14 protein-coding genes are annotated in these 24,800 nt (G+C 37.3%); 5 read left to right on the top strand and 9 right to left on the bottom strand.

The genetic code is table 11. The features are described 5' to 3' along the window. Positions 1-64: 64 nt before the first annotated feature. Positions 65-1,804, bottom strand: a complete 1,740-nt coding sequence (locus Q7P97_RS00070; protein ID WP_303964743.1) for a sulfatase family protein — start codon at positions 1,802-1,804, stop codon at positions 65-67. Positions 1,805-2,061: 257 nt separating this feature from the next. Here Q7P97_RS00070 and Q7P97_RS00065 point away from each other — a divergent pair, with 257 nt between their 5' ends. After that, positions 2,062-2,946, top strand: a complete 885-nt coding sequence (locus Q7P97_RS00065) for a DMT family transporter (protein ID WP_303964742.1) — start codon at positions 2,062-2,064, stop codon at positions 2,944-2,946. A 304-nt stretch (positions 2,947-3,250) separates the two neighbouring features. Here Q7P97_RS00065 and Q7P97_RS00060 read toward each other — a convergent pair whose 3' ends face one another. The 4 genes from Q7P97_RS00060 to Q7P97_RS00045 form a co-directional block, all read right to left on the bottom strand. Then, positions 3,251-5,017 carry a leucine-rich repeat domain-containing protein gene (locus tag Q7P97_RS00060; protein WP_303964741.1) on the bottom strand — a complete coding sequence of 589 codons (1,767 nt, stop codon included), beginning with the start codon at positions 5,015-5,017 and terminating at the stop codon, positions 3,251-3,253. Between the two features lie 364 nt (positions 5,018-5,381). Continuing rightward, a complete protein-coding gene (locus Q7P97_RS00055) occupies positions 5,382-7,652 on the bottom strand; it encodes a YeeR family protein (protein WP_303964739.1) in 2,271 nt (756 codons plus the stop codon). A 48-nt stretch (positions 7,653-7,700) separates the two neighbouring features. Further along, the gene (locus Q7P97_RS00050; protein ID WP_303964737.1) at positions 7,701-7,868 is read right to left on the bottom strand and encodes a hypothetical protein; all 168 of its coding nucleotides are present in this window, start codon (positions 7,866-7,868) and stop codon (positions 7,701-7,703) included. Between the two features lie 281 nt (positions 7,869-8,149). Beyond that, positions 8,150-8,569 (bottom strand): hypothetical protein, encoded by a 420-nt coding sequence (locus Q7P97_RS00045; protein ID WP_303964735.1) that lies wholly within the window; start codon positions 8,567-8,569, stop codon positions 8,150-8,152. 374 nt (positions 8,570-8,943) lie between these two features. On the opposite strand from Q7P97_RS00045, the gene Q7P97_RS00040 reads away from it, so the two are divergent. Then, complete coding sequence (locus Q7P97_RS00040) at positions 8,944-10,755, top strand: WG repeat-containing protein (RefSeq protein ID WP_303964733.1); 1,812 nt, start codon at positions 8,944-8,946, stop codon at positions 10,753-10,755. 171 nt (positions 10,756-10,926) lie between these two features. Here Q7P97_RS00040 and Q7P97_RS00035 read toward each other — a convergent pair whose 3' ends face one another. Further along, on the bottom strand, positions 10,927-13,485 hold the full coding sequence (locus Q7P97_RS00035) for a S8 family serine peptidase (RefSeq protein ID WP_303964908.1): 2,559 nt from the start codon (positions 13,483-13,485) through the stop codon (positions 10,927-10,929). A 216-nt stretch (positions 13,486-13,701) separates the two neighbouring features. Here Q7P97_RS00035 and Q7P97_RS00030 point away from each other — a divergent pair, with 216 nt between their 5' ends. Together Q7P97_RS00030 and Q7P97_RS00025 are read left to right on the top strand one after the other, a co-directional pair. Continuing rightward, on the top strand, positions 13,702-15,408 hold the full coding sequence (locus tag Q7P97_RS00030) for an Ig-like domain-containing domain (RefSeq protein ID WP_303964731.1): 1,707 nt from the start codon (positions 13,702-13,704) through the stop codon (positions 15,406-15,408). 135 nt (positions 15,409-15,543) lie between these two features. Continuing rightward, positions 15,544-16,320 (top strand): hypothetical protein, encoded by a 777-nt coding sequence (locus tag Q7P97_RS00025; protein WP_303964729.1) that lies wholly within the window; start codon positions 15,544-15,546, stop codon positions 16,318-16,320. Positions 16,321-16,393: 73 nt separating this feature from the next. Here the strand turns inward: Q7P97_RS00025 and Q7P97_RS00020 are convergent, their stop codons facing one another. Continuing rightward, a complete protein-coding gene (locus Q7P97_RS00020; protein ID WP_303964727.1) occupies positions 16,394-20,215 on the bottom strand; it encodes a S8 family peptidase in 3,822 nt (1,273 codons plus the stop codon). Positions 20,216-20,620: 405 nt separating this feature from the next. Beyond that, positions 20,621-22,219, bottom strand: coding sequence for a WD40 repeat domain-containing protein (locus tag Q7P97_RS00015; RefSeq protein ID WP_303964725.1), 1,599 nt, complete (start codon positions 22,217-22,219; stop codon positions 20,621-20,623). A gap of 422 nt (positions 22,220-22,641) precedes the next feature. Between Q7P97_RS00015 and Q7P97_RS00010 the strand changes: the two genes are divergently transcribed. Next, positions 22,642-23,739 carry an integrase core domain-containing protein gene (locus Q7P97_RS00010; protein WP_303964723.1) on the top strand — a complete coding sequence of 366 codons (1,098 nt, stop codon included), beginning with the start codon at positions 22,642-22,644 and terminating at the stop codon, positions 23,737-23,739. A 241-nt stretch (positions 23,740-23,980) separates the two neighbouring features. Here the strand turns inward: Q7P97_RS00010 and Q7P97_RS00005 are convergent, their stop codons facing one another. After that, positions 23,981-24,334: a hypothetical protein gene (locus Q7P97_RS00005; protein ID WP_303964721.1), complete on the bottom strand. Its 354-nt coding sequence runs from the start codon at positions 24,332-24,334 to the stop codon at positions 23,981-23,983. Positions 24,335-24,800 lie beyond the last annotated feature (466 nt).

Genomic DNA, 24,800 nt, shown 5'->3' with positions numbered 1-24,800 from the left:
AAGTGAAAACTTGGCGGAAACTTCAAACTCTGAGTCCTGCAGTGCACGGCTTCTAGTCATGCACCTACTGCTTTCTTGGAAGTAATCGTTTCTTACCACGCTCATCCGCCAACATCTGTTCCAATTTACAACGGATCAGTTCTGATTTCTCCGATGCATGGGCAGGATCAGCTAAGTTGTTCGTCTCTTGCGGATCTTTTGTAAGATTGTAGATTTCAAATTGATCGCCAACCGGTTCAGTTTTGATGCTTTCTACTAAGCATCCATCTTCCTTAACCAATGTGGTATCACTGACTATTGGATCCGTCCAAAATTGTGGGTTGTCGAAGTATCGGGCGAATTTCCAAATTTCATACTCATTGTTGCATCCCGTTTGAAGTAAGGCAATGACAGCTTCGATTGAGCTTGGTTGGACAACTTGTTCATAAGGACGCCCGGTAATCGGGTTTGTTTGGTTGAGCCCTTTGAAGACATTATCTTCTGTCATGAAATACAACGGTTCATTTGCCCGAAAGAACTGGTCACGGCCGTAAAAGAGCGGTGTTAGATTCCTTCCAACGAGCGGTTGTGTTTCTGTATGATCGCGAGATAGTTTGCGTTGTATAGACACAGTGTCAATTCCGGCTAATCCTAAAAGAGTAGGCAGTATATCGACGTGACTCGTTAGCATGTTGGTAGATTCTGCTTTAGTGAAATGTGTTGGGCTTTGAATGATGAGAGGAACATGAATGGATTCTTCGTACATCGTGTACCATTTCTGATACAAGCCGCCATGTGCACCCAGTTGCTCACCATGATCCGAAGTGAACACGATTATCGTATTATCAAAAAAACTAGACTGTTGGAGAGCGGTCAGGACTTTGAGGAGTTCGTTATCCACTTCTTTTTGAAGACTGTAATAAAGCTGACGGTAAAAATTATTATCATGTATGGGCTGAAGCCCTTTTGGATACGTTTGCCGATAACTTTCCTGTACAGACGGTTTCGACTGCAATGATTCGTTAACAGTTGGGGCGGGAGGGATGAAAGGTAGTGTTGAATCCACTTCGAAATGAAAGTTGGGAGAAATGGCAGAAAACATACCATACAATGCGATATCATGCGGGTTGACGAATGAACATTGAATAAACCAAGGGGTATCCTTTTTATCACAATGTCTATCTTTATCTAATTGTTTAATCAGTTTCACGGTATCCGCTGCATACACTTCATCGCGCCCACTCGTTCCAGTGCCTGCAGATGAAGCTGAATTTCTGGGATCCGCACCATGCGGATCTGGGCCAATCCACTCAGAAAAGCCGTATTCATTCAGTCGGTCTGCTTTTCGATACAATCTCTCGTCTTGTTTATTAGGCACCCCCGTATTTGGATCATAACTGGGCAATGAATTTTTTGTTCCCGGAATGAGGATATCAGGTTCCGACGCATGCCATTTCCCTTTCCAAAATGTTTTGTAGCCCGCAGCGCGGAAGTAATCCCCTGTAGTTGGAACTGTATTCGGATCCAGCCAGAATAGATCCGCGTCGAAAGAGCCCTTTGCAGCACCGGGTGTTTGCGTGACACCATGTAATGAAGGATAGTGCCCTGTATATAATGACGTCCGGCTGGGAGAGCAAGCCGTACTCGCTGCATAATGGTTCAAAAATGAAAGACCATTTTTTCGTAATAGGTTCTGCGCAACTAAATTCTTTCTTCTCCACTTTTGTATCGCCTTGGTTTCATAAACAGGCGGAAATCGATCCTGGTCCACCATTAAAAATAGAATGTTCGGTCGTGACTCTCCATAATGGAATTCGTTTGTCATACATCATTCCCCTTCCTACATTTAGCAATGCTTTTATAGGGTATGTTGGGAATAGGAATATGGGTGAATGAATTCTTTGGATAGGATGAAATTTGATGATGCACTATGTATGGCATGCGATGGATGGATTTGAAAACTACTTGTGTGGCGCATAAGTAAGGTTACCTGAATTGTGTGGGGACCTGGTACTCGCAATGAAGAAAACTAAAAGAAGTTATGGTAACATACATACCGAATACAAAAGATTGGTGGTTACTATGTCAAATCGAAACAAAGGAATTATACTTTTATTACTATCAGCATTCGGTTTTTCTATCATGACATTATTCGTTAAATTATCAGGAGATGTACCGACATTGCAAAAGACCATTTTCAGAAATGGTGTATCGATGGTGATTTCATTTTTCTTTGTAATTTATTTCAAAGAACGTCTTTTTGGTAAGAAAGAAAACCAGCCTCTTCTGCTACTGCGTTCAACCCTCGGCATGATCGGCATCGTTTTACTATTTTACGCAATTGATCATCTAGTTCTTGCCGATGCAGATATGCTCAATAAAATGAGTCCATTCTTCACTATCATTTTTGCAGCATTCTTCTTAAAAGAATATGTGAAGCCTTATCAAATTTATAGTATCATTATTGCTTTTCTCGGCACCCTTTTCATCATAAAGCCTTCTTTCTCGCTGGATATCGTGCCCTATGCAGCGGGAATCTTATCCGCTGTTTTTGCAGGCGCTGCCTATACAGCGCTACGTGCACTTGGTAACCGAGAGCAATTTTACACAGTGGTATTTTACTTCTCAGGATTCACAACAGTAGTACTCTTACCGTTTGTCATCTACGGCTATGAACCGATGACGATGCAACAAACGATATACTTACTCCTAGGCGGCGTTTTTGCGACGGTCGGACAATTTGGCATCACACTCGCTTATAAATTCGCACCTGCGAAAGAAATTTCTGTCTTCAACTATTTCTCGGTCGTGTTTACAGCATTGCTTGGATTAGTATTTCTTGCGCAGATACCTGATCGCTACAGTATCTTAGGCTATTTCATCATTTTCGGTGCGTCATTGTATATGTTTATTAAAAATAAACAAGTAGATAAGAAGCGTGATAATCTGTTGCAGCGACCTCGATAAAAGCACTATATTCTTTTCATAAAACAAAGAGTCATCTAATCACTTTTGGATTAGATGACTCTTTGCTTATAGTTCAATTACTGATTTTCATCGTACATAAAATGTTTTTTGATAGACTTATTTAACGTTTAACCAGGTTTACTCTTAATCGCTTTATCAATAAACAGCGTATATTTCTCGCCTGTTTGATAGGATTGCATCATAATCACTGAAGCCCGTCACTTTTTGCTCGGGCTCTCCCACAAGATCTTCTTCATCTTCCGTTTGCTCTAAGAGTGCATAGACCGCTGCATAAGAATTCTCTTTATTTCATCTTTTGAAGTTGTTGGTCAAAAAACTTTATTCGATTAGGTATGGTGTTTTTAATCACGTCTGCCATTTCCTTATGGATTCGATTTGGATTCTGCCTAATAGCGTAATACAATAAAAACGATTCAGCGACATCCTCCCTGTCAGGAAATTCCTTTGCGTAACTGGAAATTGAATTTTCATCATATCTTTGTGCAGCCTTCCAATCAGGATGATGGCTATATAACGAATCAAGCGATGTATGTGTAGCTTCATGGAATAGAACTTCTTCTAGTACTCCAAGTTCTGTATACTCATCAGCTTGCTCTGTATGAATCAGAATATTGTTATTTCCACCACCAAACAGTTCTGTCCCTTTATGAATCCATACAGTCAAAACATTTTCTCGCAAATAATTAGGTAGTTGCCCAATAGGATGTGCAAAACGAAGCGCTTGCGACTCTGCTTCTGCAATACTTGGAAATTCAGGATTCACTTGAATTTCAATAGGATGACCATCGGAATATTCTGCTTGGAATAAGTATGGAAATGTCTGTATCCAACTTTCACTTCTTCTATCATACATAGTTCGATTACCCATTCCTTTGTAACGTAACGTTGTAAAACTAGAAGAATCATTCGCTGTAATAATATTGGGATCTACGAAAACTGTTCCATGATACGGAGGAATGGTAAAGGAAATTACTTCGTCATGAGAAACACCGACACCTCTTGCTCTAAGTGTCTCTACGACATGATTAGCCCCATACTCCAAAGGGTTTTCAGTTAGCCATAAATACTCAAGACTTTTTGTATTCATAGATAGCAACGAGTCTACTGTAGTAATTTTATTATTTTTCAAACTCAACCAATTAAAATTAGGAATATCCACTAAGGGATCTATATTCGTAATTCGATTACTCTGAAGATCCAATCCTTGTAGACTTTTTAAATTTCTAAGGGCATCTATAATGGATATTTGATTGCGATTCAACCAAAGCAAACTCAATTGACCCATATTAGATAAAGCACTAATATCGCTCAATCGATTATCCTCTAAGCTTAACTCGGTTAAATTAACCAAGCTCTCAAGAGGCTTAATATCCGAAATCAAATTATGTTGCAGGTATAATCTTTTTAGATTGATAGCATATTCTAAGCCAGTCAAACTTCTTATTTGTTCATCTACTCCGACTAAATTTTCTAAACTCAACATATCAGCAGTCGTTATATTTCCAGTCGGTTTACTTAATGTAGTTCGTATTACATTTTCTAAAGCAGGATCGGTTATTTTTATGTCTGTATTTTGCTTTGGTCTATATGTAAATTGCTGATAAACATCTTTACCTAATTGAATACCTTTATAGTTGTCTATATTCCTTTGAATCATTAATGTATATGTTTGTCCCTCTTCGTATGGAAGTATGGGTGTAAGAACAAGGCCTTTAGAATTCAAAGATACATCTGCAACAAACTCTGTTCCTACATGATCTAATATTTTTACTTTATATGTATTCTCTTCTGTAATATTAATTGGCTGATTAAAAGTTATTCTCCAAGGTTTTAATGGATCGTCAATTAACTGTAAAGGTTGCCATTGTGTTGCGAATTGCAAATTTGGCAGCAAACGTACTGTTTGAACTTTCGTAATCATAGACGTTATGTTTTCGCCACTTGCATATCTTGATTGATCTTTAATAGAAGATGTTGCAGATACATGTGGAATGGTTGTAAAAATTAAGCATGATAGTACCAATGGGACAATCAATAGTTTTTTATACATAATTTCCTCCTCAGGTCTGGTAAGTATAACCATTATAGTGGAAATAGACTAGAGTAAGCAATAGTAACTAGAACATATTGATCATGTGCTTAGGTTGTTTGAATTGAATGGTGTACTTCACAGGTCGGCTCTTTAAATCAACATTTACGTTTTAGTGTGTTAGTAAATAGAAAAGCTCCTCAGCTGATTACTCAGTCAAGGAGTCTTAACATTCAATACTTAAACATGTTAGGATTACACAATCATAAGTACTGCATTCATGAAAATTAAGTCATTTAATCGTATACAAAATCAATAATTTTTCGAAGGATTATTTGTATTAACTACTTATAACAGTGCTGTAGTTATGTATTGCAAAAACACTTTACAGGCAAGGCTCTTCCTCAGTAACCCTCAGCGCTTCATGCTCGTTCTGCAGCATGGAGTCCATACTCTTCACCGCTGGCCGCGCTTTCAGGATTGCGATGAAGTATGGATCAAGCCAGTCTTCCACGTATTCTTCTTTATCGCTGACTTTATACATTTCCTTCAGTCGCTTCGACAATTCTTTTGTGAATACATAATCTGCAATAAAGTTCACTTCCGGCTGTGTGAATGCCAATTCTTCGGCTGATTCGGCTATCTTTTCCCTAATCATTAAGACCAGTGCATCCGCATCATCTGCCGCCACTGAATCAATTACCTTACCTGATACTTTGCTCCCAATCACTCCGCCTATGAATCCGCCTATCCATGTACCAACCACAGGCACAACAGAACCGATGGCCGCACCCGCTACTGCACCGCCCACTCCACCGCCAGTCTTTCCAACATTCTTCATAAACTGGGTACTAGATATCCTGCCGTTTAGAATGTCATAGATGCTGCCCGCTGAAAGTACAGTTGTCGTGATGGTCATCGTCACGATATTCCCGCGCATCAGCTTAGATAGATGATTCAATGCGGCTGCGCCATAAATTGGAGTCTGACTCGCACTGCGGAAGAATGTATTGACGATCTGCGCAGTCGTTTTGCTACCGATCATCTGCTTTACTACATAATCTGTCATCGGCCGCATACTCTGCTCGATAGTGGTTCGGCTAATCTGCTGGGTCAGTGCGTGTTGTACTAAATGTCTGCCGAACACTTTACTACCATCTTCGATCGCTGCACCAAGTGCCTCATCTGCAGAACCGCCCCGCCAAATCAAGAGTCCGAATGAAACTGTTGCAGACACACCGAACGTCGTGACTCCTGTTACCATGCCTTTACCAATATCATAGCCAATGCCTTCAATCGTCCCCGCTTTTGCAATCCGCTGCGCCGTTTTATACGTTACATTTCCTTTACGTATTATCGTTTTGGCTTCCGCTGGATCCGTAATTCCCAGATCCTTCATGTCCCCTCGGGAAATCCGATCCTGCATGGACTGCACCGCCTGGTCGTACTGATCTTTTGGCACCTCAATCTGCATTGGCTGATTATCTGCCGTCACATATCGGAACTGTCCCTTGTCAAAGCACTCGCTGATGGACCTGCCGCCAGTCGAACAATACTTTGTCTGAATGAAATCTCCGTCGACAATGCGGTCAGCTCCATTTTTTGCATTGTCATCACCTATGATTTCTGCATCACGGCCCAATACTCTGTCTACCAAGTCATTGGCTTTTTCAGCCGCAAATCCATGTCCCCGGGTGCCACGCATTTTAATATTGTCCGCATAAATTTCTGCCGCCTGATTCATACTCACTCCAAGAAGCCCTGTCTGAATGAAACTCGCATCCAATTTTTTCTCATTACGCAGTGTAACAGGAGTTTCTTCAGGCTGTATATTGCTCCAAATCAAATCCGTGTGATACATCACATTCAAAGCAAAGAGCAGCTCCTGGATATTTGACTCATATTCTGCCAAATAAGCCTTGCGCAGATGGTTCTGTAAAGCATGAATATATATTTCCTGCAACACCCTACGCTCACTGGAAGTCATACGCCTGTTCGAACTCAGAGTTTCAGTATTTGGAAGACATCCGGCGGGCTTTGCTAAAATCTCCCATTGAAACTTAGCTTTACCCGCTAGTGTCTGTCTTTCAAAAGTATGGAGGCCTAAGATTGTATTCTCTTTGGGCTTCTCTTCATTCATCTCCAGTGCTATCATTTCACCGTCCCACCGCTTAAATGCCGATTCAATCTGAAGTATATAAGGCTCTTTCACTTCAAACGGCTCTTGCATCGTTGGAAAGGAGAAATCAGGACTGAAGTCCACTTCCAAACCCCAAATTTCACTGATCTTTTGATCTGCATACTCTTCAAACGTTTTAGGGGAATCTGCTAGCCCCAGACGATATCTATAATCAATAGCATAATAATACGCCTGCAACAGAATACGTAAGCTTATAGAAAGCACAGTAAGGTCTTGTGCTGAAATCAGCTCCTTGATCTCATTTATCACTTCTAAAGAAGCATACATTTCATTCCTAAACTCTGTATAAACAGATCCAATTTCATCTGGCTTATTTTCAGTCCATATTGCAAGTCGCTCCTGAACCTTCTCTGAAAAGATCATAAATGCTCTGGATTCAATGACTGACAAATTTTCATTTGCTGCATACTCACTATCAATCATTAGTCTCATAGATACACTATTGTAATGGTTCATCATACAACCCCCAATTCTCTGTCTTAATAATGCCAGGCTAGTTTTATTCTACACACTCTTTTTAATCTGACTGTATAGCAGTTTCAGCTCTTCATCAGTCATGACATCTAGATCTTCTGCTAGAAATGCTACAGAATTACCGAGAAGATCCGCTCCTGTATCAACTGCCGCCATCGCTAAACCACCAAGCGGAATAAACCGAAGTGCAGTCTTCACTTTGAATATGCCTCCCGAAATCCTATCGCTTGCAAGATCTTCAGCATCCATTTTTACAAGCATGGCTTTGAAGCGCAGCTGTGTTGATAAGTTGGGAATTAGGCTCATCGCAATTAAGATTATCCTTTGTATTTTTCTTGTTATTCCCGAATTAGATATTTCTAGAATTATTGTTTCGCGCTCTGTCATAGTTGTTCACGCTTCTTTCGATAAATTTATCATCGGCTATACAAGTTGAATCGTTCGATGCGCAGGTAGATAATTTTTTCACAGACAGTACTTCATAACACCGTAGGGTCGAGTTTTACCTGGGAGCGCATATACTTTATGTATCGGATTGTTTCAGATAGCAAATAGTACCAGCTGACCAATATGTTTTTCAAAAGCAATATACCAATTACTAATAACGATCCTATTAACGCCCCTACTGCAAACGCACCATCGCGCCGTCCGAAGAGACTATCCAATATTGCAGCAAAAGCGACTGTTGTAATACCGGCCGCAGCAGCTCCGAGTATAGGTTTCGCAGTAGTATAACGAATGATAAACAATACAAATGAAGCTAACCATGTAAACGTGACGGTGTTGATCAACAGATCCGGCCGAATACTGCTCGGTAACCCCTCAAAAATACCTAGCAAAATGAAAGATATCAAACCAATTGCAACCAAGCCCCATCCGTATTTAACAGACCACTTCAATATGTCCTCCTCTGTTTCTGCTTTGACGGAACTTAAAAAGTATTTGAATACTATAAACCAATTCCTCCTTTTAGACGATTGATTTCCTTTCTTCTCAATTGTATTTTCTATCCCAATAATATGATTCGAATTAATCATACCTTAGTGAAATATTTTTTCCTATACCATTTGTTGTATTGTGGGATTTTTTTATTGTATAGCTGGAGAAGAGGTTTATTCTATCATCTTTTTCATGATTACTTGACGTACAAGGGTTTATGTAATGCATATATATGACTTAAATACAAAGCACTCTTTTATACCTATTAATATTGAAGATACTGGTATACTATAAAGGTTAGAAATATACACAAAAAAAGAGGAGACGTTATAAGTTGAAGAAAAATTTTAGAGTATTGTTTACTGTTATGTGTTCATTATTTTTAATCAGTACCACAATTCCCGCCAATGTCTATGCCGTTGAAGATATTGACATGAATGAATTTTCTTATACTGAAGTCATATCACCGCAATATGATGATGCAAAAACTTTTTCGGAAGAGTTAGCTGCAGTAAAACGTGGTGATAAATGGGGGTATATTAATGAGCTAGGAGAAGTTGAAATAGGTTTCCAATATGACCGTGCTTATAGTTTTTCAGAAGGAAAGGCTTTAGTTGAGAAACATGTAAATGAAGACGGTTTTGTAAATCGTTATTACTATATCATTACTCCAGACAACCGATCTGTGCAGTTAAAATCTTGGGATCGAAACTTCTATAATGGGGATTTCTATTTTAAAGACAATGGCGGATGGTTAGAAGAGATGGACGATACTACTTTTTACAATGGATACATCCTAGTCCCTGCAGATTCTCCTAATGGAACATTTGTATTTGATCAATATGGCCAATCATTCGATGACTCTGCGTTTTTGCCGACAGAAGGCACTCTATCTAAATATAATCATTATTCGGCTATAGACCAAGATAGCTATGTGTCTTTATACGAAGAAATCGGATTTATCAGCGCACGTCCGTTTAATCAAGGAATGGCACCTGTCGTCTTTGAGGATTCGAAAGATAAAAACGGCCGGTATCTATCCTTTTTGAAGAAAGATGGAACTCTTTGGTCCGGCCCGAGATTTTATGATTATTATGTGTATGACATCCTTGCATCTTATCAGGTATTTAATGATAATTCATTAGCTAGCATCATGAATTCTGAAGGAAAGTGGGGAGCTATAAACAAAGAGGGTAGAACTATAATTCCTTTTGATTACGACGTATTAAAAGTATTTACAGAAGGAGTTGCTTCATTTTCGAAGAATGGAAAGTATGGATTTATTGATATACATGGCAAAGAAGTAATTCAAGCACAATTCGATGATACTTCAATATTTAAAAATGGATTAGCTGCAGTTCGCCAAGGAAATTCAGCTTATATCATTGACATGAAGGGAAATAAAGTAAAAGGGACCGAGAGTTTACCAGTAAACGCCTATTTCAAAAGAAATGGTGTTGGAAACTATATAGTAACCACTCCATCTAAGTATGTTGTGATTACTAAAAATAATAAATATGGGATTGGTAGAGTTGAGAATGTTGAGAAAGTAACAAACGTAACTGGAGTAAGCTTAGATCACACAAAATTGGAATTAAAAAGTGGTGAAGTAGCCAAATTACCAGTGACTGTATCCCCATTGAACGCAACGAACAAAAAATTATCTTGGTCAAGTAGTAATGAAAAAGTAGCGGTAGTGGATGCGTATGGATATGTAACAGCCCAATCAGCAGGAATAACTACAATTATAGCCACAACAGAGGATGGAAAGCATACAGCTACTAGCGAAGTACTCGTCGGAGGATCAACGTCTGTACCAGATCCTTATAAAGAGTATTCAGTATGGGGTAAGTCACTAACACATAATTCAACAAATCATAGTTGGACAATAAAATTAAATATGAATGTGGATGAAAATTCAGTGGATGATGTAAGTGTATATATTGTCGACAAAGAGTACAATAAAGTAGACTTTATTCATGCAGAAACTAAAAATAGTGGCATCCAAGGTCAAATCATATTAGAAAATAACGGTAATTTTAAAACTGGTGAAGAGTATTGGATTATTATTGAAGATACTGTAAAGTCTATTGATGGGAAAAAGCTGAAAAAAGGATTGAAAGCTCCATTTACGATTACTAATTAAATGATACTGATACAAAGTTGTAGGTAGAAGAACCCTTCTATCTACAACTTTTTTTGTTACATGTGGAATTTAATTCTTAGACATGAATTGTATAATAGGTAGTCGCTCAAGGTGAGTATTTCACAGTCAATACTCCACAACACTCTAAGTTTTAGATAGCTTAATTTTTATTTACCGTACTTCTTCTAAAATACGCATGTAATTTCTTGATTCTTTTGACGCACTACGTCTTTGTATTACATCAAACTTCATACGCACGTCTTTATTTAGTGGAATAAGATTTTCATTCTGTAAAGTTTTCTTGATTGTCAAATAATGCTTCCCTTCGTTCCAATTAGTAGTGGGCATGACTAACAATTTTTTAGGGGCAGATGGATCAACTCTTGCAATAAAGTTCGTTAGACGATTAATACCGTTTGGATCACGGGAGATTAGTATATCTTTGCTATAATCTTTATCTACTTGTAAGTTTTGATTAAAAGTAATAGTAAATACTTTAGCAGAGTTTACCGTCTTCTCTGGGAAATCACTTTTAAATTCTGGCTGTACTACGCCACCAATTACGCTAACAGTTGTTTTAGCAACCAAGTTTCCATCTGTTGTAATTATAGAAACGACTGTTGTTCCTGCCTTTTTACCTGTAACAATTCCATACTCATCCACTTCTGCAACTGCTGAATTTGACGAAGACCACGTTACCGACTGATTGGTCGCATTGATTGGTAGAATATTTTCAAATAACGCTACGGAAGCTGTACTATTTGTACCTGATACTTTCACCTTAGCTTCCTTTGACGTAGTAGCGCTGTTATAACGAATTGTAGTGGCACCGCGACTAATTGCACGCACTACACCATCTGAACTTACTGTAGCAACTTGCGAGTCTGTTGAAGTCAATTTAGCTGTTGCTTCAAGGTTTTTCACAAAAGATTGATACTGACCTATGCTCATAAATGCTTCATTAAAAGAAAATACTGGTATTGGCTCTGGCTCAATTACTTGATTCGGCGTGAATAGCGTAGAGATAATGTATTGTTCATCTAAAAATAAATACTTATAAGGTGAATCTTGAAACGCTGCAAGATAGTAATTACCCTTCTCTAACTGACCAGAATAATACATCGCTTCCGTACCATCTGTTAATCTATCCAATTGCGCTACACCTATTAGAACTTTTTGGCTATTATAAATTCCAACTCGTAGATATTGATTATCCCGATGATCTACATACTCGGAATCAAGCCATCCAGCAAGTAGCGAAAATCTTCCTGAAGAATTTACGTTAAACGAATAATAATCTATATCATAGTAATTATCCGTAATCGATCCAAACATGCCTGTTCCAAGCGTTAAAGGATTAGCTGTGGTAAAGGTATCGTTACGCTCTCTTTCATAATTAATATCAGCTTGTATATGGTTCTGTTCCAAATCCCTTAAGTCTGGTGATGAAACGATTGCGGCATTTATCTTTTTATCTAAATCAATAGTGAGCACATCAGTATTTAGTGTAATACTACGTACAGGAATAGCAGGCTTTGAGTCAACTAATGATGTGTTTAAATTTTCTAAATTCAATGCGCCTGTTCCATAGTATTTATCTCTACCGATAGGGCCTAAGTCAGTGGCGGTTTCTTCTAACAATTGCTTAATTTGTGAAGGCGTCGATTTCGGCCGTTGGGATTTTATTATAGCAGCTGCTCCTGCTACCATTGGCGAAGAAAACGATGTGCCACTTACTTTTTTATAGCTATTATAATTACTCGTAGTAAGTATATACAGTCCTGGTGCAACTATACTTACATAATCATTATAATTAGAAAAATTAGTACGCTCATCATAATTATCGATAGCACCTACTGAGATTACATTTGGATAGGATGCAGGATAAGAGATAGGGTTGCCCTTCATAGCTTCGTTTCCTGAAGACGCTACAACTGAAATTCCTGCTGTAATCGCACGTTGTACTGAGTCATTAAAAATACTAGAATTATTAGGTCCTCCTAAGCTTAAGTTAATAACATCAACATTATTACGGACTGCATGATCCACTGCCTGAATTAGCTTAGCCGTCGTAGTATATCCCGTACTATCAAATACTTTTATCGGAAGGATTTTCATATTATAAGGACCTGTTACACCAGTAATGCCTATGCTATTTCCTGCAGTAGCAGCAATCACCCCTGCGACTTGTGTGCCGTGCCCTTCCAAGTCTGTCACATTTGTATTATTGTCATTGAAATTATAGCCACCTGATTGAATACGCCCTCGCAGGTCTTCGTGATTAGTATCTATGCCAGAATCAATTACTGCTATAACTACATCTTTCTGCTGTTGATTCACATTTGACCAAATAGAGTATGGCTGAATATGCGGAATCCACCATTGTTCGTCTAAATAGGGATCACTCATTACAGTATTGGTATATAATTTATAAGCATAGTTTGGCTCAACACGTGAAACACTTTTATCTTCCATCAACTTCCGCTGAATGCTATCCATGTCAGCTTCCTCACTAATAGTCCATAACTCAACTTGCGCTGTTATATTCTCCCTTTCTTTAACACCTGACACTATTTGATCATTAGAAAATGAACGATATCCTTCCTCATACTCGACTAATAACTCTGTTACTACTTTATCATTTTGAGTCTCTGCATTAACGACCAGGGAACTAAATCCTATTACTCCAAAAACTACGAATAAACCCCCGCCTATAAGTCTATTTTTCATTCCCAATAGATCACTCTTCTCTAGTTTTTTATAATCTAATAATAACACAATATTACATTTTTGTAGATTTAAAGTTGCGCTGTCATACTTCAAAAAAAGTACTAGCTCAGTTATGTTTTCTCGAGACATTAATTTTATATTACAGTTATAAATGACTATGTATTAGATGTCATTCGCCATAGTATAATAGTTCAATAAATGAAAATGAGGTGTATTATGTTATTCCGAAAGTACTTATTGATTACTATGTGTTTCATCTTCATCATTACACAGTTCCCCATTCACCAAACTGAAGCGGCCAATTCAGACTGGCTACTCCTTCCCGAAATAGTTGATGTCCCAGTTGACAAAACTTTCACGGTTACTTTCAATAATGAAGTCACATTAGGTGATATTGACGGTATGGTGATTATTCATCAAGGTGCATTCTTACCTGTAACTATTAAAACAAAAGGGCGACAAGCTTTCATCACTCCAGTTGAATCGCTAACTGCTGATGAAGACTACGAAGTTCGCGTTTTCATCAGTAATAAGAAATACAAAATGAACTTTAGAACTATCAAGCCCGATCCTACTAAACAGTTAAGCTATCAAGGTAAGGTCGATGTTAAGAGTAGAACAGCGAACAATCAGGTTGTAAAAAACATTAATCATTATATCGCCAGACCTACTGCAGGAAACCCTATCAATATTTATGTAACGGATGATTACGAGAATAGATACGGTAAAGGCTTTGCCTATGAAGAAACTGCTGATATTGTAAATTCGATCATTGCTGAACGTAAAACGAACCCCCTTCTTTCGGCTGACGGATTATTGGATATATTCTTCTACACAAATGAGTCAAATACTGTATTGGATAAAAATGTCCAAGCATTAATTGATTGGGGCCAGCATTCTAAGTATGGCCCCGCCGTATCTTCAGAAATGCTAATGAATGGAAGTACTATGCCTTACGATTTCAGAAGCTCATACGTACATGAATTCGTTCATTTCTTCGATTTTCATAGTTTTATGTTTATAGAAAACTATAATCGACCATACGTAAATTATTGGGGACAAAATTATAATTCCTGGTTAATAGAAGGTGGAGCTGAATACGGCGGTTATTTCTTCTATGACTATCCTCGCAATAACTATAATGGGCTTACAAAGGATTTTGTTCGACCAAATAGAGAGTCGATTTTGAGCTACGCAAAACAACAAGGTGGTAACAAAAAGAATCTATTGTATGACGTGGAATTGAATTCTTTCGATGATATTCATAAGTCTGGTAGTAACAATTATGGGATTCATTTGGCGCTATTTTGGTATTTATCGGAGACATACGGCTATCAGCACATTTATGATTATGCAGAATACGTTGGTAAAACATTCAAAAACATACCAACCATCACACAAGCAGATAAAGATTCTACCGCTATAAAATTCTTTAATAAAACAGAAGAAGAAATATTAAAAGACTGGTTGATTTACTTTAATTACTTTGACGGAAAACTTCAACCCTTTAAAGAAACTACTACTGCAACTGCTACTCATATTTTCCAGCATAATCAACCATCTGTTCCCGAATCAATATCAAAAGGTTTAGGTTTTGATGAAAACGGAACGTATAAATTCCTCGTCAATACTGCTGATTGGATACAGGAAGCAGGACAAGAGCAGTCACAATCTTTTAAAAGCACATCCACTTTTCAATTTGAACTCAGAGCGAGCGGTCATAAGCCTGTAAAAGTTACCCGTAATTATTTATCGCAGACGGGACCTACGCAGAGTGGAGATTGGATATACGGATTCGGATTCGACATCTCTCCTAGTGAAGTGAGTAAATTAGACAAAGGCACTAACTATACGTTGCATCCTGTTAATAATCATCCTATCTATAAATGGATTATTCCTGAAAGCATTCCGTTTATTTGGTAATACTGTATTTAATTTAAATATAGTAAGTATTTTATGAAATGAAGTTCGTCGCTTAGATATAGAGTCTCTTAACCAGCTATCACTCGAATATTCCGTTATTTTTTGTTATACTAATAAACAGAAAGGATGATTAGTTTGAAGATTAAATTTGCAATCGCAGCTTCTAGTTTAGCTTTATTATTATCAGGCTGTTTCGGTGGAGACACAGAATCAGATGAAGAAAAAGAAGCTGGTACAGTGAGTCCTGGCAAAGAAAACACGACTGAGCAAGCACCAGTTGAAGAGTCTGATGTAGAAGTCGATAAAGAAGAAGATGCTACAACAGAGGTCGATAAAGAGACAGAAGCAAAAGAAGGCGACCGATATAATTACTCAAGACACGGAAGTGCAATTGACGTGAAAGATAGAGTAGCTATTAAAGAGGAGCAAGCTGAGTTTCAAAAGAATGAAAGCGTAGAAGCTGTTGAAGTATTTGAGCAAAACGGAACAGTGTTCGCTGAAATGAACGTTAAGAAAGACGTTACAGAAAAAGAAGTGAAAGAACTAACTACGACTACTGTAGAAAAGCTTAAAAAGCAACATCCTAAGAAGCCTATTACAGTGACTGTTGTGAAAGACGAAGAAAAAGTCTCAGATACTAGCGTAGATGTTGATAAGAAAAAGGCAGCTAAAACGGTTGGGTCAGTAAACGGTTTATCTGTCTTGGATCCTATTTTACAAACGTATATTATTAGAATCGAAGCAGCTGAAGTTCCTGATGCAAAACCTGAAGATGCTTTAGTCATGACAGTTAACGGTGTAGAATATGTAATGGAATACGATAAAGAACGTGATCTTTATCAAAATTCAGTTGTAGAAGCTGATGATGTAGAGCAAGTTAAGAACGCAACTTTTGTTATTAAATCTAAATAAGTAAAAAGCAATCTCCGATTTAAATCGGAGACTGCTTTTTTACTATTTATTATTGAATAGAATTACCTACATGTTATTTTAAAGATTGAATAGCTTTTAAAGTATCCAATAAACCCCATCCGTATTTCAAATCATAACCAGCCTCACCCAAATCTACATGATAATCTGAAATCAAAGCGAGTGCCCAATCAGAGTCCATATTCTGAGAGGATGAGTATAACAAAGCAATTTGAGCAGCAGCATAAGGCGTTGCCATTGAAGTACCTGATGCGTACATTACCTCACCGCTTGTTACAAGGCTTGGTATTCCTTCACCTGGCGCTACTAAATCTATCCCTATTCCATAGTTTGAAAAACCCGCTAAGACACCATCACTTGTTGTTGCACCAACAGAAATTGTATTTTCAGAAGAAGCAGGATAAGATAAACTTCCATTACCATCATTACCTGCAGCTGCAACTACTGTAACTTGATGTTGTACAGCATAAGTAATAGCATTCTCAATTGTTTTTTCTTTCGAACTGGTTCCAAGACTTAGATTAATCACTTGTGCGCCATTATCCACTGCATGAACAATTCCACGAGCAATATTTATAGATGTACCTCTTCCATCCTGATCAAGTACTTTAATAGGAATAATTTTGGCATGTTGATTTAATCCAGCCATTGAATAGCCGTTGTTAGACCTTGCTCCAATTATACCTGCTACGTGCGTGCCATGATCATTATCATCCATAGCATCTATATCATTATTTACAAAATCATATCCTTTGTCTACTAAAACAATATTTTTGAAATCAGCTAATTCGTAATTCACACCTGTATCGACTACTCCTACGATTACATCCTTCATAGCATAATTCTTAGTTCCATTTATAAGCGATTCATATTGTAGATCTCCACCCACTACTGCATTACTATTCGCAAGCGGCCATTGATAGGAGTAGTTAATATCTGTAGTCTGAATCGTATAGGATTGATTAAGCTGAACGTATTCAATAGCACGTGTATTTTCCAGCTCTCCTATCAGTTGGTTTAATTGATTAGCATTTTCCACTTTAACTACAAATGTATTCGCTAACTTTCCGCTAGCATCCGCATAAAGCGACTCTACTTGAAGCGCTGCATTTTGCGCTGAATAAGTAGTAGTAGATACAATCGATTGAACTTGCTCTAAAGGATTTTTCGAAACATCCCCGTCCTTTAACTTTATAATTATTTCATGTGATAAATCAAATTCATTTACAACACCCATTAACTTGGATCCTTCAAGAAAAGTATTCAGTCTCTTATTAGCCATACCTTGAATATCCATTTCTCTTTGCATTTCTTCTAATTTCTCAACTTGTTGTTTGGGAAGGTAATCCTTTACTGTTTCTAAAATATTTTCTACAGCAACGGCTTCTTGTTCAGTAATAACATATGATGTTTCTTTTCCTTCAGCGACTTTATACAACTCTATGATTAATTTATCTATACTCTTCAAGTCATTTAATAAATTACTTCTAAGAGTCGAATTTTTCATAATGCTCCATACTAATGTTGGAGATAATTTATTGTATAGATGTACGATATTTTCTCCCTGCTCAGTTTTCACTAAAAACTCATCACGGATATACTGTAAACTTCTTATGACATTTCTATCTGTAGTAGTAGTTTCAACAGCACAAGCCCCTCCATTTGGATGATCTTGTGGTGCTTCAGTTTCATAAGTTGGATCCGCTTGAAATTCTCCTTCAGATTTAGAAGTTACCTTAATATAATAAGGCCCTTCAAATGCCAAAGGCACTTTAATATAATCTGAAGAAACTTGATACGGCTTATCTTTCTCTAAATTTTCAGGGCTTGTATACAGTGAAGCCTGTACGGCAATATCACTCTCAAAGCCGATCATAGCATGCGTATGAGTCTGTAAATCCTCTTTCGAAGGAACAAATTTAAATATACTTTCTTTATCCGGACTGATTTTACGAGTAATACTTTCTCCCATACCTATTCTATCTATCAAGTCGCCATTATCCACTTCTCCATCTATTCCTATGATTACTAATGGAAGTGATTTCTCTATTTCTGTATGAGTCGTTTTATATTTCATGATGATTTGTGAATTCGCCCCTGATTTTATCCTGTCGGTCACTTTTACATATCCACGAGAATCGACTTCAATACCTGGATTGGTAGATGAAAAACTAATAAAATCATGTGGTAAAAGGAAATCGAGTTTGCTTCCATCTAGTAAATTACCCTCGATAGCTATTTTCTTCTGACTACCAACTTCCATTTCCATCTTTTTTTCTGAGAAATTCAAATCGCTAAGCTCACAGTTTGAGAATCTAGCTAACGGAAAATTCTTATCAATTATTTCATAATCCTTTTTTAATAGTTTTGCACTCATATCATAGTTTAATGATGCTCCGAAGTCATAGCAATACTGTTCAAGGTCTGCTGTATCGAATAGTTTACCTGCTTCTACACCGATATTAAACGTTCCTACGTTTTGCAGTGATGCTAAATCCCATTGTAGAATGACTCCAGCTACATCTACTTGTAAACCTTTACTCATACCTAAATGTCCTTTAAGTTCTTCTACTTTAAATACCGGATCCATTATTTCAAATTTACTGTACGGCTCATACTGTCCTTTATCTGTGAGATTAAGCCCTGTTCCTGTATGATATTCTTGACTAACCCTGAAATGCGCTTCGCCACCTGCATCATACTCCATCAGTAAAAACAATCTAATAAACACACCTGCTTTAGCAAATTCAGGACCTTTAATGGATGCATATGGAACTGGAATATCTGCTAAAGGAAACTTCATGTCTACATTTGCCTTACCATACATCTCTGCCGCTAATTCTAATTTTTGTTCCGCTTCAAATCCTATGTTACTGACTTTTGGAATTGAGAACCAGTTTTTCATTTCCATATCCAATGTTGTTATTGCGTTATCAAAATCAATTTTACCACTTATTTTAATGCCACCTTCTCCGCTTATGGTGACACCATCCATTGGTTTTTCTTCCTTTTCGAACTCGTAACCCACATCTTGTAATTGAATGGAAAAACCATTCTCAATCTCAACTATTTCAATCTTTGGTTTTAACAAGCCGAATTGCTCAACAAATGAAGCAGAGAATTGTCTATCTAGTAACTTATCTGAAGTTATTACATCATTAGCTTCTACTTCGACTTTCTCTGAGATATCAAACTCGGTAATAACTTCTTCAAGCTCAGGCTCTTCTATTTTCAGTTCAAATCCTCCTGGAATCGATTGAACCGACACCACTTTCGCAGCAAATCCAAAGGGATATTGATCTGTGGGTGGAAGTATAATAATCTCGCCTGCGGTATATGAATTGGAAGAATCCACACGAATCATGTGTGAATCATATTCTTCAGTCAATACGGTATTTTCTTTAAGTACAGTTAAATCTTCTTCTAATAGTACTCTGTTAGTTGAATCTTTACGCTCTATAAACTGTTGTTTTGGAGTAAATGTTGTACTGGTTGTAAAAGGCTTTCTAATAGTCTTATTCATTTTCTTCTTATCTTTTGATTGCAAGCCTTCTTCGATTATAAGAACGTAATCAGAATTGGGATCATAACCACCAGTTGGAGCTTGCACATGAATTTTTTTTAGTAGCCCATCATAAAACACTTTACTGTTTACTTTCGCACCGTCAGAATTTACAACATAAATAAAATCATTCAGCAATAGTCCTTTATTTGGCTCTTGCGAAAATGTTATTGTCCACTCTTTGTCTAATTCAACATGTGTAGATTTCTCCCAGTCATTCGTGTTATTGTTCTTTTTTGCATACACTCTTGAAGTATCGCCCCAAACACTAAACAAAAGTATACTTACTAACAGAAAACCCAGCCACTTCTTCATTCCATTCACTCCTAAGGTATAGTACATAACAGGTTCAATTTTTACATTTTAAAGATATTATCCACTGTAATTGTATCATAACCAATGAACTATACTAGAGAGAAATCAGAATGATTTATTTATCTTTTTTACAAGGGAATGTATTAAGCAATAAATTATGTCCCAAATGCAATATAAGAAAAAGAGCATTCGATTGAATGCTCTTAAGGTTATTATTTCCACTCGATATTAATCTAATAAAAGTATCTTTAAAACTTGTTGCCATTATTGCTTAAACTGATTTATATTTTCTTGCTGTACATAATATTTGAGTTGCATTTAAATTACTATTCCGACTAATACTTTCTCTATGTCACGGCTTTTTATAGAGTGTTTATTACCTTTATGATACTCGAATACTGAATGTTATTTAATCGTTGTGAAGTCCATCTTTGTATATTTTTTGATGGGATTACCAGATGCAGAATCAACATCCTTTATCCAAAGCGTATAACTCTTCCCCATTGCATAATCTTTTAACGGAATGACCTGAACATTTGTCTCGTTTCCACTTTGCACATAGTACAGCATAGGGATGATCACGTCATTTTCATCCGTTACATAAATGCTTCCATCTTTGATAGTTTGCACATTGACCGGTGCACTAAATCTAATATTCCATATTTTATCTACAGGTACATTATTCTTTTTTTCAATTATTTTATAATCTTGTACTTGAATGTTAACAGAAACTTTAAACCCGTCATGCTCTGCTGTTATTACCGTTTCTCCAAGTGCCACCGCTTCTAGTTTCCCATATGAAAACTTAGCCACTGACGGATTAGAAGAAAACCACTTGATTGCGGATTGATCAATAACCTTAAAGGTGTTATCACTATATTCTCCTATTGCTTCAATTGTCTGTATTTCTCCGGGTGACATATATTTTGATTTTTGTTTGAGACTGATATTGTAAAGTTTCCGATCAGGCAAGACAGACGTATCGTAAATCACATTACCTGCGACTAGCCGATTGTTATTATGGCTGAAAGTAATACTTGAGCCACCATAAGATCTAAGAACTTCTTTACTAACGATTCTTTTTGTAGTCGTATCAAATACTCCTAGATAGGTGGTTCCATACGAGCGAGGATTATACGCTGCAACATATTTGGTATTAGGACTAAAACCAAAGTTCTCCCATTCAATAAACTCAGTAGTGTCACGCTGATAGTCATTTTTCTCAAATTCAACTATTTTATAGCCTTGCTGAACTTCAGCAGCGAAAACCTCTCCGGGTTCATTGTAAGGCCTGCCATACTTGGAATACCCCCCGCCAAATAAAAACTTATTGTTGGCAGAATAGTTTAACCTGCTTAGCTTGTAATCGAAAGTTTTACTTTTTGGTATTTGCACTGATGTTATATAATCTCCCGTCTCAGCATCACGTATGCTCACGTTCCCATCAATCAAACCAATTGCGAGATGGTTATCTACTAAGTTATAAGCTAGTGAAAAAATATTGTTTGTCATTATCAACTCTTCTATTTTTTCCATTGTATTTACATTCCAGAGCACGACAGTTGAGTCATCATATGCGGCGTATAAAATAGTTCCGTCATCATTTAATATAATATCAGAAATATTATGTACGGAATTTTCTAATTTAGCTTCAAGATAACCAGTATGAACATCCCAAATGCTCAGTTCGTTTTCAGTGGCTGAGACCATTTTCTGTCCGTCTGGGCTAAAGATTACTTTTATTACTGCATGGGATTTATCGGATGTCTTCCAATTTGTCACCAATGTACCTGTCGCCGCATTCCAAACAGAGATAAATCCTTCACTATCACCAGTGACAATAAATTTGTCGTCTTTACTGAACTCGGCCGAATTGATTGTTGCAGTAGTTTTCAACGTAGCTATCGGCGGTAAATTAATCAGACCTTCGTCTGCAATTGCCACAAGTGCTGTTGAACTAAATGCTATTAAAAATATAATTATAAAACTAAAGTAGTTTTTCAATCCAATCGCTCCCTAGTAAAATTTCTTCTTTCAATAAGCTATCCCTTACAATCTCACACCCTACTAGGCGAAAATAATAGAGCTAATCTGAAGGGCAGGTATCCGATGTTTAGCTCGCACGAACCGTTTCACCTCATTTTCAGTTAACTTTAGCATAGCATCATTTTAGTGAAAATTAGAATAACAATGTGGTTCAATTACTGTTTAGATAACTACAAATACCAACACAGAAAAACTCCGGTACCGATTAAAAGGTCAAGGGGCTATATTCTTTAGTGTCATTCACCATTGTCGGAATAGCACCCGAGTTATGTAAGCGTCTATGGTCATCCGAGATCCAGTCTATCAGGCTAGTAGAGTATCAATACTCATTTGTATACAATAGATGGTAAATGTATTCAACCTAATAGGAGGAGATCATAATGACTTTTATTCGTTCAGCATATGCGTACTTCGAGGAATGGTTCAAGCATCTCGGACAACTTTTAATAACTTACATGAAGTCTAGGCATGCTGACAAAATGGAAATCATTGCACTAAGAAGTCAGTTAGCCGCTTACATTCAACATTATAAAAAAGAGAATCTTCCCAAACCAAGACCGACTCGGGCCTTCAAACAGCTTTGGGTATTCTTATCAAAGTACATGGACAAATGGAAAGAAGTCTTGCATATTGTGAAACCAGATACAGTCATTAGATGGCACAGAACGGCCTTTAAGTTCTACTGGAAACAAAAATCGAAGAAAATGGGACGACCTAAAATTACTCCTGCAACAATTGACTTAATCAAAAGGGTACATAAAGAAAACCCATTGTTGTCACCTGAAAAGATTCATGAAAAGCTTCGAATTCTTGGCGTTGATAAACCACCTGCTCCTAATACGATTGCAAAGTATCTTCCAAGCACACGCAAACCACCTTCTGAAAAACAAATTCAATCGTGGAAAACGTTCATGAAAAACCATCAACATGAAATATGGGCAACTGATTTCTTCACCATTCCTACACTTTCCTTTAATATCCTGTACGGATTAATCATTATTCATCATAAAACCCGTGAAATTATTCACTTTGGCGTGACAACAAACCCTACAGCCGAATGGACAATTCAGCAATTCAGAAATGCCACGCCTTACGGGGAAGTACCAAAATACCTGGTCCACGACAACGATCCAATTTTTCGCTCCAAAGCATTTCAAGCATTTTTAAAATCGTCTAGTATTATATCAAAAAGAACCACCCATAGATCGCCGTGGCAAAATCCATATGCTGAAAGAGTTATCGGGACGATTAAAAGAGAATTATTGGATCTAGTCATTCCGCTAAATGAACGACATCTACATAATCTGCTTCTAGAATATATTAACGATTATTACAACACTGACCGAACACATCAAGGAATTAATGGTGATACGCCTATTCCTTCAATAACATATATTCCTACTGCAGCGGAAAATACAACATTGGAAGATACTCCTGTATTAAATGGGCTTTATCATACCTACAAGAAAGTGGGCTAAGTTTATAAGTAAATATTTTTTCAAGCCTTTAAAATGGCTTTTTTGGCATGCCTTTTTTTATGAGTTCTCTATCCTGGTTAATTGTATTCTGAGATTTTAAAGAAAGTCAACAAATTTATTGGGAAATAAAATATCCACCCAACGAATTTCACGAGAAAATTCGTCGGATGGACTTTTTGAAGGCGACAACCCAAATCCTTAAGGGAGCAGTCTGAATTTTATGGTAAACATGTTATCATTATTATTTATATTTGATTTGCGATCCAATATCCGTAGTAGCGTCTGCTATCTCAACTTGAATTTGAATATTATCCGTCAGGTCAAGAGTAGTTGGCATTACAATATCAAATGTTGTAATCCCGTTCACTGTTGGTGATAATTTTGGAGCAGTAGTTGGGTCACCAGTTCCACCGATATTTGTGTGATCAGCAATTGTATAGTCAACGTTATTTACTTTATACGTTTTCCCACCAGATATTTGTACTTCATAAGTGAATATATAACCATTTAGACTAATAGGGTCACTATTACTGTCTCTGGTAGTAACTGTTACAGTACTCGTCTGTCCTGCAACCAACGGAGTATTTAATTCCACCGAAGTTTTCATCGCGTCAAAAGGTAATCCACCGCTATTCCCTTCTTATACCACACAATTTCCCATGTAGCTTTCGATCAGGGCCTACACCATACGTGCGGCTTTTACCGCATACGGCGTGTCATCAGCAATATCCTTACAAATTAGTAGAAAAATAGCCGATCCAAGCATTCACCTGAACCGGCTACTGTTTCTATTGCACTTATTTTAGGGAAATAAGTTGTAAGACTACCACAGACTGGGTTCCTTCGCTCCTGCTAGTTTTCTCCTTCTCGTAGGTTACCCATACAAGTCCAAACGGCTAGCGATCTACACTACTATGAACCCGCTGCCATCTTCTCGGCTTCACTGGTTCTATCCAACCTCTTCCGAAAAGACTTCAAACGTTCCATCATGCGTCTCCCTTATTTTGATGACCGTAGGCTTCCACTATTCAGGAGTGGGCATGATCCGTTTAACAGTTCAA

Origin of the sequence: Sporosarcina ureae, from assembly GCF_029267015.1 — a bacterium.
GTDB lineage: Bacteria > Bacillota > Bacilli > Bacillales_A > Planococcaceae > Sporosarcina > Sporosarcina ureae_D.
The sequence above is the reverse complement of the archived record's forward strand: the minus strand, read 5'-3'. Positions and strand labels throughout refer to the sequence as shown.